A 15,233-nucleotide genomic window follows, 5' to 3' on the forward strand; every position below is an offset into this window, starting at 1 on the left:
CTCATGCGAAAGATTGTGACCCAGGTAATCCTTGCCATAATCTGGTGATGAAGGATCCTGTCGAGATATAAGTCGACAGGCGAATTGGAACACAATCAAAAAAGATCTACTCTTCGGTACCGATAACCAGATGGATCTGGTCGTCGAGCTCCTTCATCGTAAACGGCTTGGTCAGCACTCCGCGGAACCCATACTCACGATGGTTGGCCATCACCGGGTCGTTGGAGTAACCACTGCAGACGATAGCCCTGACCTGCGGATCGAGTTCGAGGAGTTGTTTGATCGTCTCCTTGCCACCGAGCCCGCCGGCCCCGGTCAGATCGAGGATCACCGCATCAAACGGCGACTCAGATTCAAGAGCGGCCTTGTAGAGTTCTATAGCCTGATCCCCTTCCTCCGCAAATGCAAACCGATATCCGAGCAGCGAGAGCATCTCCCCTCCAACCTCCCTGATCATCGTCTCATCATCCATCCAGAGGATCCGTTCGTTGCCTTGAAGAGGATGAACAGAAGGAACAGATTCCACTGGCAACTGCATCTGGGAGGCAGGAATGTACAGGGTGAATGTTGAACCGCCCCCTGTCACCGAGTCGACGATCAGGGAACCACCATGGTTTCGAAGGATCGAATAGGCCACCGTCAACCCAAGACCGCTTCCCTTCTGCTTGGTCGTGAAGTACGGCTCGTAGATCTTCGAGAGAAACTCCTTTGGAATGCCGATCCCATGATCTTTTACCGCAATCCTGACGTAGTTCCCCGCCTTCAGCGAAAGGACCTGATCGGAGGCCAGGGAGACGTTATCTCCGATCACATCAAGGATCCCGCCGTCAGGCATCGCCTGATCTGCATTGATCACGAGATTATTGATCACCTGCCGAATCTGCCCCTCGTCAGCCTCGACTGGCCAGAGATCCTCTGCAATCGAAAACTTCTTTCTGACAGCCGAACCTGAAAGTGCAAACGAGACTGCATCGATCAGCAGATCGTTCAGGCGGAGTTGACGCTTGATCGGTTTCCCCCCGCGTGAGAAGGTCAACAGTTGCCGGGTCAGATCTCTTGCACGGTGTGCGGCCATCTCAGCTTCAGAGAGCCGTTCGTACGCCTTCTCCTCTGGCTTGAGATGCGCCTTGGCAACAACGATGTTCCCTTCAATGGCGGTCAGGGCGTTGTTGAAGTCATGAGCGATTCCGCCAGCCAGCACCCCGATAGACTCAAGCCGTTCGTTCTTCGCGAGATCCTCCTCCATCCGCCGGGCTGCGGTTATATCGCGGAACACGATCACCACCCCGATGATCTTGCCGTCCTTGTCCCTGACAGCCGCCACACTATCCCCGAGCGGTCGTTCGATCCCGTCCTTCCCAATCAACAGCCGGAAGTGGGATGAGTCGGTCGTCTCCTCTTTTTTGAGAACTGCAGCGACCGGGTTTACGCAATGGTTCCTGGTCTTCTCATTGATCACCTGATAGACCTGATCGATCGGTAATCCCACGGCTTCGCTGGCAGTCCAACCGGTCAGGCTCTCGGCGACCCTGTTCATCATCCCGACCGACCCCCCAACATCAGTGACGATCACCCCCTCGCCGATGTTCCAGAGCGTCACCGCCAACCGTTCTTTCTCGTCAGCCAGAGCTTCTTCTGCCCGTTTTCGCTCGGTGATATCCTCCATCGCGAGTAGAATCCGGTCAGTGTCCCCCCGTTCCTCGTAGACCCAGCGGGCGTTCAGCAGCATCACACGCCGGCCCAGGGCCGGGAACTCATGGTCAAGTTCGAGCCCTTCATACTGGAAACTGTGGTGCAGGATCTTTTCAAGCAGGGCCAGGAACTGTGGGATATTCCATTCCTGGTCTGCGAGGTCATGGATAAACCGCCCTTCGACCTGCTCTGGGGTGACATGGAAGTCCAGATAGAACGAGCGATTCGCCGACACGATCCGCAGCCGGTTGTCGAGCACGATCAGGGACTCCCTGATCGTGTCCACGATATTCTCAGCGTACTCCCGTGCACGCTGCAACTGCACGATCTGTTCCATCCGTTCCCGCTCGATACTGTATCGAATCGATCGGTCGAGCAGATGGCCGCTCATCTGTCCCTTAACGAGGTAGGTGTAGGCACCCTCTCTGAGGGCATGGATCGCCATCTCCTCATCACCAAGCCCGCTGACCACGATCACCGGCACATGCGGAGCCTTCGCTCTGATCTTGACCAGCGTTGAAAGGCCGTAGGCATCAGGGAGGTTCAGATCCAGCAGGATCGTATCGAACTTCTCATTATTCAGATGAAGCAGGGCATATTCAAGCCGCTCGACATGCACAACCTCATACCGGTCAGTATGGATCTCGACCAGCATCTCTCGGATGAGCCGGGCGTCACCGGGGTTATCCTCGACCAGCAGTACCCGAATGGGATCAGGATCCATCCGTCACCTCCCCGACGGTGGACGCAGCAGGACCCTTCAGCCAGAAATGTTCGATGGACTGGATCACATTGAAAAATTTCTCAAGGTTCACAGGTTTGATGATATAACAGTTGGCATGCAGGTTATACGACGTAATAATATCCTCCTCTGCAGTTGAGATGGTCAGCACTATCACCGGGATCCTGTCCAGATTACAGTCCTCTTTGATCCTGGCCAACACCTCCCGACCGTTCCTGCGGGGCAGGTTCAGATCGAGCAGGATCAGGTCAGGTCGGGGAGCATCATGATACTGTCCTTCCCTGTACAGAAATGCCAGGGCCTCGACACCATCAGGCACAACTGAAAGGTCGAATGGCATTCTGGCCTCTCTGAGAGCTTCTGCGGTCAGACGAACGTCCCCAGGACTGTCTTCAATGAGCAGGATCTGATAGACCTGGCCTGTGTTACCCTCCTCGTCGGTTCCGTTTTGATTCATGGTACGGGACATTGTGTTATCTCGTGCATTCAGGCCGATTCGTTCTGCTCTCCAGTTCATTACTATGTTCTCCTTGGGACGGCGGGCCCTGGTGATGATGAGCGTTCCGCGTTCGGGATCCGCGGGTCAGATATTTCCAGGAGACCATGCCCTGGAAAATCAGAATCTGCTGTTATATCATCTGATCGTTGGCTTATTCGATGGTATACGGTGTATATTATTACTGATCTCGATAATTAACCTTGCGGCATTCTATAGTTCTCCAGGGGGATTTTCATCTCAAATCGTGCCCCTGCTCCGGGTGTGCCGTTTTCTCTGATCGTGATCCCGGTCATATCCAGGATCTCCCTGATCAGAAAGAGGCCGTAACCGGTACTGGATCCATACCCCATCGAGAAGATCTTCTCCTTCAATGCCTCAGGCACCCCCTGCCCATCGTCCTCGACAACCAGCAGCATCCCATCTTCATCAGGAAGAGATGAGATACTGATCTCAGTGACGGTGGCACCATGCACGAGGGAATTTTCAAAGAGGTTGGCGAAGACTCGCTCAAGCAATGCATCCGCATAGATTTCGAGGTTATCAAGTTGGGTTTTGAGCGTGATACCGGACCGACGAGGGTTTCCGCCAGCCCGCCAGATCACATCCTGCAGCCGGTGCCAGTGCGGAGGACTGGCTCCGATGTCCTGATACTCAGCCGTGAACTGGATCTGTTTTTTGATGGCAGTCGACGCGGCCTCGATCCGTGAGATATACTCTGGGTTAATCATCGATGGCCCCATTCCATCGAGGATCTCCAGATATCCGAGGATCACGGTCAAATGGTTCAGGATATCATGGCGGGTGATGCTGTTGAGGAGATTCAGTTTTTTGTTCGCCTGCCTGACCGCCTCCTGAGCCCTGGTCTGTTCGGTGATATCCAGAAACGAGAGCAGGAGGAGATCTGGCTGTCCCGAGGAAGACGGAAGAGAGCGGGCATTCAGCAGCATCACACGCTGGCCGATCGCTGGAAAGGTGTGCTTGAGTTCAAAGCCATTGAGTGATCTGCCCGGGTCCATTATCTGCTCTATCAGGATGAGGGGATCAGGGATCTTCCATTCAGCATCTGCGAGATCGAGGATCGACCGCCCTTCGGTCTGCCCCGGCTCCAGATGAAACTGGAGATAAAATGACTGGTTTGCAGAGTGAATGATTTTACCGGTATCCAGAATCACCAGCGGTTCGTGAATAGCGTTGAATATCAGTTCAGCATCTTCATGCGTATTATGGATCGTTGTCTCTCCTTCTTCGAGCCCACTGACTCCGATCATCGGGATCTGTTCTGCCCCAGTCCGGATCTTCGATCGGTTATTGAGGCCATCCGGATCGGATACGCTCAGATCCAGAAGAATCGTATCGTACCCCCTTTCCCGCAGATTCTTCAGCGCCTCGTTCAGTCGTCCGACATGCACGATCTCATACAGACTGCGATCACCTTCACTCAGCATCTCCTGAAACTCTTCTGTTTCTACTGGATCGTCCTTGTCAAGGACCACCCAGATTGGATTACGATCCATTGATCCCACCTCCTGCCCCTCGATCTGGGATTCGACAGATCCTACAATTCCCAAAGAAACGAATGAACACAGAGAACCGGTGCAGGTCTGCTAGCCTGACAGCGGGACAACCAGTCCTGGTATTGATTGAGGCGCAGATATCCCCTTCTGCACTCGGTTTGTTTCGCACAGTGATGAATCTGATTGTTACTGATTTTTCCGTCAGGATCACCCCCAATCTCGTTTGTAGAATTATGTAACCCGGAATACTGACCTGGTGGCAGATCAAACCGGATATCGGACACTTCGCTCACCTAGGATCGCATTATTTAAGTATGCATCGATGAGTTCCTGTGAACATCCCGTGTTCACTCATGGCCAGAAGATCTGATCTCTGTTCACCCTGCAGATCATACTGATCATCTCTCTGGTCGTCGTCGGCATTTTCCTTTTTTCCGCGATGACCATGAGTGTTTTCTTCCCCTCTTATCATTCCTTCTTCAGTCGAAGAGATGTACAGAAAGCATATATCATCTGGATTGGTACCTTTCCCTCAATGGATCAGAGAAGACTATTAACAGGTATTGGGCTTGTGCTGATCGCGGCGCTGTTCTGTGCAGGATGCACAACAACAACGTCCACGCCGGCAAACCAAAGTGCATCGGCATCCCCGGGCACCACCATTGCGACAACAGCCGCACCAATGACTGGCACGACCAGCACCCCGATTTCAACAGTGAATTCGACCGTCGCGACGACGATCATCCCGAATACAACGAAGGCAGTGACTGCCACACAGAACCAGACCATCACTGCAAACACAACCACATACATCGAGCAGGACTCGGGAACACTCTCACAGGGTTCATCGGTATCGCAGACCAGTGCCACAACCCTGGCCACCATACCCATAACCCAGATTCAGACATCAGCGAATCTGTCGACGGTCGGAACAACGGTGACCTCGTCATCCGTTGCAACTGCAGGAACGACATCACCATCATCAGTCTCATCAGAGACCACCGCGGTGACCTCCGCGCCGACCTCAGTTACCCAGTCCACAGCAACACAGGTACCGGGAACCTCCACGGTGACGACCGGCACCCAGACCACCACCACCACGGTGCAGGCTCCTCTCCAGACCCCGAAGGCCGATGCAACCCAGGTTCCAAAGCCGGCCCTTCCTGAGTGATCAGGGGTCACTCACTTTTTTTTAGCTCGAAGGCAACATCCCAGACCACTCGTAGACTCAGAAGAGCCGGAGATTGATTTATTTTGGATTCGATGCGTCAAGACCATCGAAGAACCTGACCTGTATCACCAGTCAGGTTTTCGATTATCATACAGATTAACGGTGCCGATCGAGGATCCTGCTGATCGCCTGGGTAGTATCGGTCGATAACGCAGCACTCTCCCTGACCTGGTCCTCAAAACAGGGGAGATTTCGGTCATAGAAGATACCGAGCGGTATCGGGCCTTCACTGGTATAGTCCCACTCACGGGCCTTTGTATACGCGTCCTCAAACCGGGACGGGTTGTGATCGATGAGGTCGTAGGTGTGGGTGTTATAACAGGCCGTTCTGTTGTAGAAGGTCGCGCATATCTGGAGCAGATCCAGGGCCGCGAACCCCGGATGCCGGATCGCTGCATCGATCAAACTCTTCAGTTGCGGAAGCCGTCGGGTGTAGCCTCGCCCGACCCAGCCGGCCCCTGAAGAGAGGAGGAGGGCGAGCGGATTGATCGGGTGTTCGATCGTCCCGTGGGGAGTGGACTTGCCCGAAAACCCCAGTGGAGAGGTGGGGGTGTACTGTCCGGTCGTGAGCCCATACACCCGGTTGTTATGGACGATCACGGTGATCCCGACATTTCGCTTGGCTGCAAAGAGCAGGTGTTCGAGCCCTTCGCCATAACAGTCCCCGTCACCAACGCAGCAGATCACCGTCAATTCAGGGTTGGCTATCTTGATCCCGCTGGCCACCGGCACCGTTCTGCCGTGGAGAGAATAGAAACTGTTCACCCCCAGATAATCGGCCATCTTGGCATGACAGCCTATCCCGGTCACCAGCACAATATTCTCGGCAGGGGTCCCATCGCCGATCAGCCCCACAATCACCTCCTTGAGCGAGTGCTCGATCGAAAAGTTTCCGCACCCCGGGCACCAGGTGTTCTGGGTGGCAGTGATCAGGTCGCCGGTCGCCATTTCAGAGCACCTCCGACAGAGCGATCTTCATCTCGTCGATCGACCATGGTCTGCCGTCATACCTCCGGATATGGCCGTCAGTGGCAAAACCCTGAAGGGTCATCACCTGTTCGAGTTGACCGCTCGCATTCTGCTCGATGCAGATCCGCCTGGTCGCCCCTTGTAACGCCGCCGACATCTCCTGCAGCGGGAACGGCCAGAGGACCACCGGCTGGATCACCCGACACCCGAGCGTCGCAGCCGCCTCCCTGACCGCCCAGGTAGAGGATCCCCAGGTGACCAGGGCGATGCTGGCCGTCGGATCTCCATAGACCCTGACGGTCGGGTACAGTTCGAGCCCTTTTCTGATGGCACCCTCCTTCCTGAGCCGCTTCTGCTGCATCATCACCGTGACCTGCGGATCTTCGGTGGTGATCCCTTCCTCGTCATGCTCATAAGAGTTCACCTTGATCACGTCCCCCTTCGACGGCACCACTCTGAGGGGAGAGACCCCGCTCTCGGTCACCGCATACCGTCTATACGGTCCACTGGCAGTATCTGGTGTCGACACCGGGGAGGCTTCCTGTTCCTTCGGGTCTATCGAGAGACTGTACAGCCCTTCGCTCAGGTTCTTATCGCTGAGCAGGAAGACCGGCACCTGGTAATCCCAGGCCAGCGAGACTGCCCTGGCGGACCAGAGGTAGGCCTCCTCGGCATCGGCGGGGGCGATGATCACCCGTGCAAATTCACCCTGTCCTGCATTTAATACAAAGAGCAGATCCGTCTGGGATGAATAGGTCGGCAGCCCGGTCGACGGCCCCGGTCGCTGTGAGACAACCAGCACGATCGGCAGTTCAGTCATTCCTGCCATCGAGAGTCCTTCGGTCATCAGACAGAAACCGCCGCCCGCGGTGCCGACTGCTGTCTTCGACCCGGCATAGACGGCTCCGAGCGCCATCAGCATCACGGCTATCTCGTTCTCCGGGTGAATCACGGTCAGCCTGTATTCCAGGGCGACCTCAGCAAGGAAATGGAGGATGCTCGAGGAGGGAGTCATCGGATACGAGATGTACGTCTCAAGCCCGCCGCGAACAAGGCCGGCTCCGATGGCCTCGTTTCCGGTCATCGCCGGCAGGACCGGGCCGTCCAGGATCTGGATCTGATTCACCGGTCCTTCCCCGGCTGCGTCATATCCCCTCCTGGCCACCTTCAGATTGATCGCAGCTGCTTTGGGAATATCCCTGGTAAAGACCTCGGTGACCACCTCCCAGGTGATCCCGGCCGCCCTGCAGAACGCCCCGATTATCCCTGAGTTCCTGGAGATCTCTGGCGCCTGTTCCTCCTTGAGAATCGTGGTGAGGGGAACCCCGATTCCATCGCCGGACGTGGTCGTGCTGTCAAAGATCACGACCGTCCCCTCTCTGATCCGGTGTTCGTGGAGTTTTTGTGTCTCCTGATTCATGCAGAGGAGAAAGTCGACGGCATCCTGGTGTGTTCCCCGCTCTTCTGCCGTAGCCCTGATGATTGCAAAGTTATGACCGCCTCTGATCAGGGACGGGTAGTCATAATACATATAGATCCGGTACCCGAGATGCCCGAGAAGATGGGCCAGGATCGTGCTGGCCTTGTTGATCCCCTCGCCAGCTCGTCCCCCGATCAGGACAGAGACCTCTTCATGTCGATCCCACATGATACCCAGATAGGGAGCGGAGGGTATATAGTCTTCGAAGAATCCTGACGGATTCTTCTCAAGCCAATACGTCATTTCGAAACATCCTGACGGCTTCTTCTCACGTATTTATGTCTCTTCGAAGAATCTTCTGGATTCTTCTCACGTCTTTGAGACTCTTCGAAGAATCTTCTGGATTCTTCTCACGTCTTTGAGACTCTTCGAAGAATCTTCTGGATTCTTCTCACGTCTTTGAGACTCTTCGAAGAATCTTCTGGATTCTTCTCACGTCTTTGAGACTCTTCGAAGAATCTTCTGGATTCTTCTCACGTCTTTGAGACTCTTCGAAGAATCTTCTGGATTCTTCTCACGTCTTTGAGACTCTTCGAAGAATCTTCTGGATTCTTCTCACGTCTTTGAGACTCTTCGAAGAATCTTCTGGATTCTTCTCACGTCTTTGAGACTCTTCGAAGAATCTTCTGGATTCTTCTCACGTCTTTGAGACTCTTCGAAGAATCTTCTGGATTCTTCTCACGTCTTTGAGACTTTTCGAAGAAAAGGTTCTTACCTGTTCGCAGATCTATCAGGCACACCTGAACCGGTCGGGAGGGACTCGGATCTCAAACCGGGCCCCGGATCCGGCGGTTCCAGTCTCAGCGATGGAGAGGCCCGTAATCGAGAGGATCTCGGTGATCAAAAATAGCCCGTACCCCGTATTTTTTCCATATCCTGCAGTGAATATTCTCTCTTTTTCTGCTGGTGGGATCCCGGGACCATTATCAGTGCAGATCACCACAGGGTCGCTATCCTTTTCTTCGATAGAGAACCGGATACTGCTCATTCCGGTCGCATACCGTTTTGCATTCTCCATCAGATTGAAGAAGACCTTCTCCAGCAGCGGGTCGGCATAGAGAGAACTGGTATTCACCTCGATTGCGAGGTTTATTTCCTGCAGGTCCAGTGCGGAGGCAGCCCTTCTGATCGTCGTATCCAGATTCTGCCATTGTGGGGATTCGAGGCCGATCTCCTGGTAGTCCCCGGTGAAAGTGATCTGATGGTGGATCCGATCGGCAGTTTCCATAACCTTTCTTATCAACTGTCCCTTTGATAGGGTGTCCGGTGCCTCCTCTGCCATCTCAAGAAATCCGCGGAGTGCAGTTAACTGGTTCAGCACGTCATGCCGGGTCACTGAACTGAGGAGGTTTAACTTTTTGTTGATCATCCTGATCTCCTCTTCAACCATTTTGCGCTTGGTGATGTCACGTCCAAGGCCAATGAATGAGGTCGGGGAATCGTTCCGGTTCCGAAGGAGCGAGAATGAGAACTCGGAAGGTATGGTTGTATCATCCTTTTTGAGGAACTGATACTCTGTGATCGGGGAGGTTCCTTCGGTGAGCGTTACCCGAATATTCTCCCGGATCAGATCCCGGTCGGTCGGAGCAAAGAACGACAGGACATCAACCCCGATCATTTCGTCTTCTAATGAAGAACCGCTCATTTCGACTGCCTTTTTGTTTACCGTGATCATCCGACCATCGAGATCGTATTGAAGCATCGCCTCCGGCAAAAATTCAATCAGGCTTCTGAGTTGCTCCCTGCTCTCCTTCAGGTCATCTTCAGCCTTCATCCGCTCTGCAAGCATCCGGGACTGCTGAATATTCTTCAGAGCCAGGGCTGATATCTGCCGTGCTATCAGAATGAGGGCCTGTTCGACCTTCTCCAGGTGTTCGAGCGACATCTGTGGAACGCCTGTCAGTGCCTCTGCAAATTTATCCCGGTTGGCCCCGATCTGATCGGCATAGTCCAGCAGCGCTTCTTTATCGTACCCTTCAATCAGCACCTGTCCGATCTGCCAGATGGCTACCTTTCGGTTTCCGGCATATATGGTAGCCCCTCTGTCCCAGAGACCGCCGATTCTGCAGGGGTGCAGGGTGGGATCCTGCTGATCAGGACTGCCGGCCATAGTTATTGAATGCAAACAGTTGGCAGCCCCTTTCGAGGTTCCCTGGATCACCTCAGTGCAGAGTCTGCGAAAGTTACTTGGTCTGGTAAAGGGGGTTCCGTCCGGGTCTGTTATAATCGAGGCGACACCGGTTGCATCGGAGAAGGCGTCCTGGATCTGCTGGATTTCATCGATGTCGAAGAGATCGGAGAACGTGAGCGTTGTGGTATCTCCAACAGGCTCTGTCAGGATCTGCACCCGCTGTTGCAGGGCGTCCATCTGCAGCTCCTGCCTGGTCACATCCCTGATGCTCTCAATAGCCCCGATGATCTCCCCTTCCTCGTTGCAGAGCGGGGTGGCCTTGGCCCAGAGAACAGACGGGTTCCCCCTCAGTGAGACATAGTTCCGCTCTGCAATCAGGGCCTGGCCTTCATGAAGCACATTGATATAAGTACGCTCGTTCAGTTCCTCTGGGGTTGCGTTCAACAGACCGATCAAACCTGGTTGTCGAGATCCATAGAACGGGATGGCATAGGCATAGTTACCTTTGCCGATGATTTCCATGGCCTTTACCCCGGTCATCTCTTCGATGGCTCTGTTCCATGCGATCACGATCCCTTCACAGTTGATAGCAAAGGTCGGGTCAGGCAGGAAGTTTACAATATCTGCGAGTCTGAGATTGGAGAGGCGCGTCTCCTCTTCAGCTCGTTTCTTCTGTACTGCCTGTTCAATCAGGCTTTCAAGGACTGCGAACTGGGCTCGCGGCTCCCCGCCCTTCTGCAGGTAATAGGTGGCTCCATAGGTGAGTGCCTCTACCGCTACCACCTCCCGTCCTTTTCCGGTGAAGATGATGAACGGGACGTCGACACCCCTGGACTTGAGTGCCCGAAGCAGTTCAATCCCATTCATTCCTGGCATCTCGTAGTCTGAGATGATAACATCATAATTAGTGGAATCAAACTTTTCCAGTGCTTCTGATCCAGACGATGTGGTCTCCACACAAAATGCCCCGGTTCGTTCCAGAAACAAACGTGTCACATCCAGAATTGCCGGTTCATCATCGATCAAAAGCACGGTGATCATGGTATATCTTTAAAGCTCCTCTCTTAGTTTATGTGGTCTTAGAAGTAATTCATTAATTATATTAAAAAACGTATCTATTCATATCTGCGAATAGAGATCCATTCAGGGAATCCAATATTTGCCTGAATCTGTTGAAATTCAACGCTCAATCAAGGGATTGCCTTATTTCATTTATTCTTCATACAAAAATTATACATAGTATTAGTGACATTTGTGTTGTTTGACAGAATACAGCTGTATTTACTGTACCACGTCCAATAATAATCTATGACCTGGAGTGATATTTGATGCAGAAGACGATCTATGGTAATATGTATGATACCGAACAGTCTGTTCTCCTAGCCCGAGGAACATTCATCGATGGACATACCAGTGACGGACGGGTGAGGCACGGAACAAAAGAACTGTACCGCTCAGACAAAGGCCGGTTCTTCCTCAGTCATACAACCCTGTGGGAGAGTAAGCGGAATTATATCGAGTCGGTCAGCATCGATGGAGCCAAAAAATTATATGCTTCACTCCCAGAACACATACTCCCATTCACTGAAGCCTTTGCCGATCAGCAGGCACCGATCATCTGATCAACACATTTGCAGGTCAGGTTTTCTTGCCGACCGATGAACACTTTTCGGTCCATCTATGTTCCCTGGACCGGTCAATTTTATTCTTCACCCCTTCGGGCTGTAGCGGAGACCCTGAACGTATCGGTCGGGGTGAGGGAATCCAGTGCAAGGAGAGCGTAGCCGACGAACCCGATGAAAGCATCGAGCAGAGACGGATCGAACGCCCCATCACAGGACTTGAATTATCCCAGTTCTGTACACGGCTGCTGATGATCCAGTGGAGGTTCTGCACATTCTCCCAGAATTGTTTCTTCTGATTGTATGCAAAACGGAACTGAAACCCGCCGACAAAGAAACAGAAGAAGTTCTCCTTGACCCCGAGATGTCGTCGCAGATCAAACGGGATCGCAATCGACCGATCCTTTTTATCGAGAGGGCCGGCAACATCCTCGTACGCTGCAAGGAATGCCGCCGTCATCGCGGTGGTGATGGTAACGCCACGCTGCCGGCACCGTGACGTAAGTTCGTCTATTGCATCATGTTCGAGTTCGAGCAGCACACACCGGTACCGATACTTCTCCCAGTAGGCGGCATGCACCGCACAGAAATCTGCCTGGTCGAAATAGTGAGGCTTCTTCCTCCACTGCCGGTTCCAGTGGTGAATGAACACATTTTTTATCATTTCTGCTGGGGAAAACCGGTTCTTCTCTGGCAGAAAATCCTTGATTAGCGGGGGGTGGACGCTCTCTCGATGCCGGAGGGGATCTGCATAATACGTCAGGATGTCGCGGACCAGGTTCGCAAGAGCCGTCCGGTCATGGGCCGCAAAGACGAGGAGTTCTGACACTACCGGGGAAGCAATGAGCACGAAGCGGATGAGCGGCCCTTTTCCGGTTCCAGGGGTCTGTGATGTTCGTTCTGGACTTCTTCGAACCATTGCGTCTCTGATACCCGCTCCACCCTGCGGAACTGCGTGGGGGGACAGCATCGTTCGTGAACCAGGCGTCATGATGGTCATCCATGACGACCCGTGCCCCAAGAAGGGGATGGATGCTGCGGACCGTCTTCAGTGCCTGGAGCAGATCGCTCTCTGAGATCGTGCCATGGGTCCGGGCAATGACACGTATGTTTGGGATAGGACTCCAGAGAAATTTACGTTCATCGTTGGAGAGGCGGCGAATGCATCCGGGGATAACCCTGTGGATTCTGTACGGGCTCATCGATTCTGCTCTGAACTGATTGTTGCATGTATGATTCTCGTATCTTTCTGAAATGATCTGAGGGCAAGTCGGGTTCGTTCATAATCCCGGGATGCACAATGCTGTATATGATGGCGATTATTCTCCCTTCGAGAACCATCAACGTCCATCTCTCCAGTCATTTTCGACTCAGATCGGTTCCTTATACTGCGATACGGATATCCGGATCGTTATGGAGAGATGATGGAACCGGTTCCTTCTGGAAAACCCGCCGGGAGATAACGAACATTGCTGGTTATACGCACCCGTCATGTACGGATGGTGTGCTGCTATCTCCAAGCATGAACAGAGGGAGAAGAGATCCCTGTTCTGGGAAATTCTCTCTTCCTCAGGTTCAGGGGATTAAAATTGCATACCAACTCCTCAGCGCAAAGCAATGTAATACTAATCATTCTCGATATTACCAGTAGGTAAAAAGAGTACATATTCTGGGGGATGAGGGCGGAGATCCCCTCATTTAAAACCGGTAGGTCGTCCCCACAGTATTCAGGATAAATTTTCCAGGCATCTCCCGGGCAAATCCATTGATCGCGTTCCACCCCGTGCAATGCATCGGGAGAATATAATCCGGGTCGATCCGCTTCATCTCGTCGATGGTCGGCCGGATGATCGGTTCGAAGGCCGGCCCGGTGAGGTGAAACCCCCCGAGGACTGCGTGCACCGTGCTGATCCCGGTGATCTTCTTCGCGTACTCGACCGTGTTGATGATCCCGGCATGGGCACAACCACTGATCACCACGAGTCCTTTGTCCTGGATGTTGATGACGAGAGCCTGGTCGTCCAGGATAGGATCGACAACCCAGCGGCCGTCGATCAGGGCTTCCATACCCGGCATCCCCCTCTCGAAGGAGGTCGTTCGTTCCACTTCTCCGGTCACGAGCAGGTGCCCTTCGGCAAGAGTCGAAGGTTCCTTCCGCTGATAGAGATCCGCACCTGCCGATTGCAGGGCGACTGCATCGATCTGTGGGAGGTCGACGATCCCAGTGGCCGGACTCTTCATCCTCCGCTGGAGAAAAGCGTCCGGGTGGAGAACAAGAGGGACCTTTCGGGGAGCACTGGAGAGGAAGGCCATCAGTCCTCCGATATGATCGAAGTGGCCATGGCTCAGGACCACGGCTTCTGTCGCGGAAAGGTCGAGCCCCAATTCGTGGACATTGTGGAAGAGACAGTCCGGGGAGAGCCCGGTGTCGAGGAGGATTGTGTACTCCTTCTCTCCGGAGAAGACCCTGACAAGGCAGGAGAAGCCGTGCTCTGCGAAGAGCAAACGGCCCGGGTCGAACGGCAGTCGACGGTCAACAGGAGTCGCTGGCGGTACAAAGATGTCAAGGTAGTTGTCGACGAGGATGGTCACGTCCACCCGGTCTGCTGGTAATAACTGGTTATTCATCATGATACATCTGTTTTCCACATAAAATGAAGTGTTAATCGATCAGTACTATCGCCATCGGTTCCGGGTGCCCGGCGACCGGGAACCGGATCGGCATCCCTGCATTTTCTGCAGTCTTCTTCATGTTGATCCCCACCGCATGTTCCGGGATCCTCGCCTGCGTGGGATGGAGGCAGATGCCGCCCTTGACATTGCAGGTCTCGCAGAGCCGGCACGATCCATTGACGAATGCAAGGGCGAGCGTGTAGCCGGCGTTGAATGCCGTCTTTTCCAGTTCGAGCATGATTGGGGCGCAGTCCTTGCTGCCAACAAAATAATCCTGCCAGAACTGTGTCGCCTTCTCCTTCCGGTCTGCCGGAGCGTCCGGGTCGAGCCAGTACTTGTAGATAGAGCAGATGACCTCAGGGTCGGTAACGGCCGGCGACGTAAACTTCACGAGCAGGGCAAACCGATACTCAGCGAGGATCTTCCGAAACTCGTCCGGGGTCGGGACGTACGGCGGGCAGGTGAGTTTCTTTCCATACCCGATACACCCGGCCCGGCATTTCAGCGGGACCCGGTTTTCGACGATGACATCCGTGGTCTGAATCACCGTTGCATCCAGGGCACCCAGGTCCAGGGCCTTCTGCCTGAGAAAGGCAAACTCCCTGATCTTGTTCCTTTCAGGAATCATCGCCACCACCTGCTCATTCTCATCTTTGTTGTTGTCAATCATGAATTGTCGC

13 protein-coding genes are annotated in these 15,233 nt (G+C 53.7%); 2 read left to right on the plus strand and 11 right to left on the minus strand.

The annotated features are described in order from the left end of the window. Positions 1–106: 106 nt before the first annotated feature. The 8 genes from MPAL_RS07530 to MPAL_RS14515 all read right to left on the minus strand — a co-directional run bounded on the left by MPAL_RS07530 (position 107) and on the right by MPAL_RS14515 (position 11,299). Complete coding sequence (locus MPAL_RS07530; protein WP_012618151.1) at positions 107–2,416, minus strand: hybrid sensor histidine kinase/response regulator; 2,310 nt, start codon at positions 2,414–2,416, stop codon at positions 107–109. Further along, positions 2,406–2,951, minus strand: a complete 546-nt coding sequence (locus tag MPAL_RS07535) for a response regulator (RefSeq protein WP_012618152.1) — start codon at positions 2,949–2,951, stop codon at positions 2,406–2,408. The genes MPAL_RS07530 and MPAL_RS07535 overlap by 11 nt, the downstream gene beginning before the upstream one ends. A gap of 176 nt (positions 2,952–3,127) precedes the next feature. After that, positions 3,128–4,447, minus strand: coding sequence for an ATP-binding protein (locus MPAL_RS14510; RefSeq protein ID WP_012618153.1), 1,320 nt, complete (start codon positions 4,445–4,447; stop codon positions 3,128–3,130). A gap of 540 nt (positions 4,448–4,987) precedes the next feature. Beyond that, positions 4,988–5,332 carry a hypothetical protein gene (locus tag MPAL_RS07545; RefSeq protein WP_148208184.1) on the minus strand — a complete coding sequence of 115 codons (345 nt, stop codon included), beginning with the start codon at positions 5,330–5,332 and terminating at the stop codon, positions 4,988–4,990. Between the two features lie 15 nt (positions 5,333–5,347). Further along, positions 5,348–5,629, minus strand: a complete 282-nt coding sequence (locus tag MPAL_RS07550; protein WP_048145269.1) for a hypothetical protein — start codon at positions 5,627–5,629, stop codon at positions 5,348–5,350. A 145-nt stretch (positions 5,630–5,774) separates the two neighbouring features. Next, positions 5,775–6,626 (minus strand): thiamine pyrophosphate-dependent enzyme, encoded by an 852-nt coding sequence (locus MPAL_RS07555; protein WP_012618156.1) that lies wholly within the window; start codon positions 6,624–6,626, stop codon positions 5,775–5,777. A gap of 1 nt (position 6,627) precedes the next feature. Continuing rightward, positions 6,628–8,295 (minus strand): 2-oxoacid:acceptor oxidoreductase subunit alpha, encoded by a 1,668-nt coding sequence (locus MPAL_RS07560; RefSeq protein WP_148208185.1) that lies wholly within the window; start codon positions 8,293–8,295, stop codon positions 6,628–6,630. 562 nt (positions 8,296–8,857) lie between these two features. Further along, complete coding sequence (locus MPAL_RS14515; protein ID WP_012618158.1) at positions 8,858–11,299, minus strand: PocR ligand-binding domain-containing protein; 2,442 nt, start codon at positions 11,297–11,299, stop codon at positions 8,858–8,860. 287 nt (positions 11,300–11,586) lie between these two features. Here MPAL_RS14515 and MPAL_RS07570 point away from each other — a divergent pair, with 287 nt between their 5' ends. Beyond that, complete coding sequence (locus MPAL_RS07570; protein WP_012618159.1) at positions 11,587–11,880, plus strand: hypothetical protein; 294 nt, start codon at positions 11,587–11,589, stop codon at positions 11,878–11,880. Between the two features lie 16 nt (positions 11,881–11,896). Here the strand turns inward: MPAL_RS07570 and MPAL_RS07575 are convergent, their stop codons facing one another. Continuing rightward, entirely contained in the window at positions 11,897–12,709 is an 813-nt protein-coding gene (locus MPAL_RS07575) for a hypothetical protein (protein ID WP_158303655.1), read from the minus strand. A 13-nt stretch (positions 12,710–12,722) separates the two neighbouring features. Between MPAL_RS07575 and MPAL_RS16285 the strand changes: the two genes are divergently transcribed. Then, a complete protein-coding gene (locus tag MPAL_RS16285; protein ID WP_158303656.1) occupies positions 12,723–12,956 on the plus strand; it encodes a hypothetical protein in 234 nt (77 codons plus the stop codon). Between the two features lie 622 nt (positions 12,957–13,578). Here MPAL_RS16285 and MPAL_RS07580 read toward each other — a convergent pair. Both MPAL_RS07580 and MPAL_RS07585 read right to left on the minus strand, forming a co-directional pair. Then, on the minus strand, positions 13,579–14,511 hold the full coding sequence (locus tag MPAL_RS07580) for an MBL fold metallo-hydrolase (RefSeq protein ID WP_012618162.1): 933 nt from the start codon (positions 14,509–14,511) through the stop codon (positions 13,579–13,581). Positions 14,512–14,542: 31 nt separating this feature from the next. Further along, the gene (locus MPAL_RS07585) at positions 14,543–15,223 is read right to left on the minus strand and encodes a DUF2284 domain-containing protein (RefSeq protein WP_012618163.1); all 681 of its coding nucleotides are present in this window, start codon (positions 15,221–15,223) and stop codon (positions 14,543–14,545) included. Between the last annotated feature and the right edge of the window lie 10 nt (positions 15,224–15,233).

The sequence above is a fragment of the Methanosphaerula palustris E1-9c genome (genome assembly GCF_000021965.1).
Classification (GTDB): Archaea; Halobacteriota; Methanomicrobia; order Methanomicrobiales; family Methanospirillaceae; genus Methanosphaerula; species Methanosphaerula palustris.

What these genes read in the sequence shown, in the direction of transcription:
- MPAL_RS14515 (WP_012618158.1), bottom strand. Translation starts at nt 11,299, where the DNA reads ATGATCACCGTGCTTTTGATCGATGATGAACCGGCAATTCTGGATGTG.
- MPAL_RS07555 (WP_012618156.1), bottom strand. Translation starts at nt 6,626, where the DNA reads ATGGCGACCGGCGACCTGATCACTGCCACCCAGAACACCTGGTGCCCG.
- MPAL_RS07545 (WP_148208184.1), bottom strand. Translation starts at nt 5,332, where the DNA reads ATGGTGGCCAGGGTTGTGGCACTGGTCTGCGATACCGATGAACCCTGT.
- MPAL_RS14510 (WP_012618153.1), bottom strand. Translation starts at nt 4,447, where the DNA reads ATGGATCGTAATCCAATCTGGGTGGTCCTTGACAAGGACGATCCAGTA.
- MPAL_RS07560 (WP_148208185.1), bottom strand. Translation starts at nt 8,295, where the DNA reads ATGTGGGATCGACATGAAGAGGTCTCTGTCCTGATCGGGGGACGAGCT.
- MPAL_RS07580 (WP_012618162.1), bottom strand. Translation starts at nt 14,511, where the DNA reads ATGATGAATAACCAGTTATTACCAGCAGACCGGGTGGACGTGACCATC.
- MPAL_RS07535 (WP_012618152.1), bottom strand. Translation starts at nt 2,951, where the DNA reads ATGAACTGGAGAGCAGAACGAATCGGCCTGAATGCACGAGATAACACA.
- MPAL_RS07585 (WP_012618163.1), bottom strand. Translation starts at nt 15,223, where the DNA reads ATGATTGACAACAACAAAGATGAGAATGAGCAGGTGGTGGCGATGATT.
- MPAL_RS16285 (WP_158303656.1), top strand. Translation starts at nt 12,723, where the DNA reads ATGAGCACGAAGCGGATGAGCGGCCCTTTTCCGGTTCCAGGGGTCTGT.
- MPAL_RS07530 (WP_012618151.1), bottom strand. Translation starts at nt 2,416, where the DNA reads ATGGATCCTGATCCCATTCGGGTACTGCTGGTCGAGGATAACCCCGGT.
- MPAL_RS07570 (WP_012618159.1), top strand. Translation starts at nt 11,587, where the DNA reads ATGCAGAAGACGATCTATGGTAATATGTATGATACCGAACAGTCTGTT.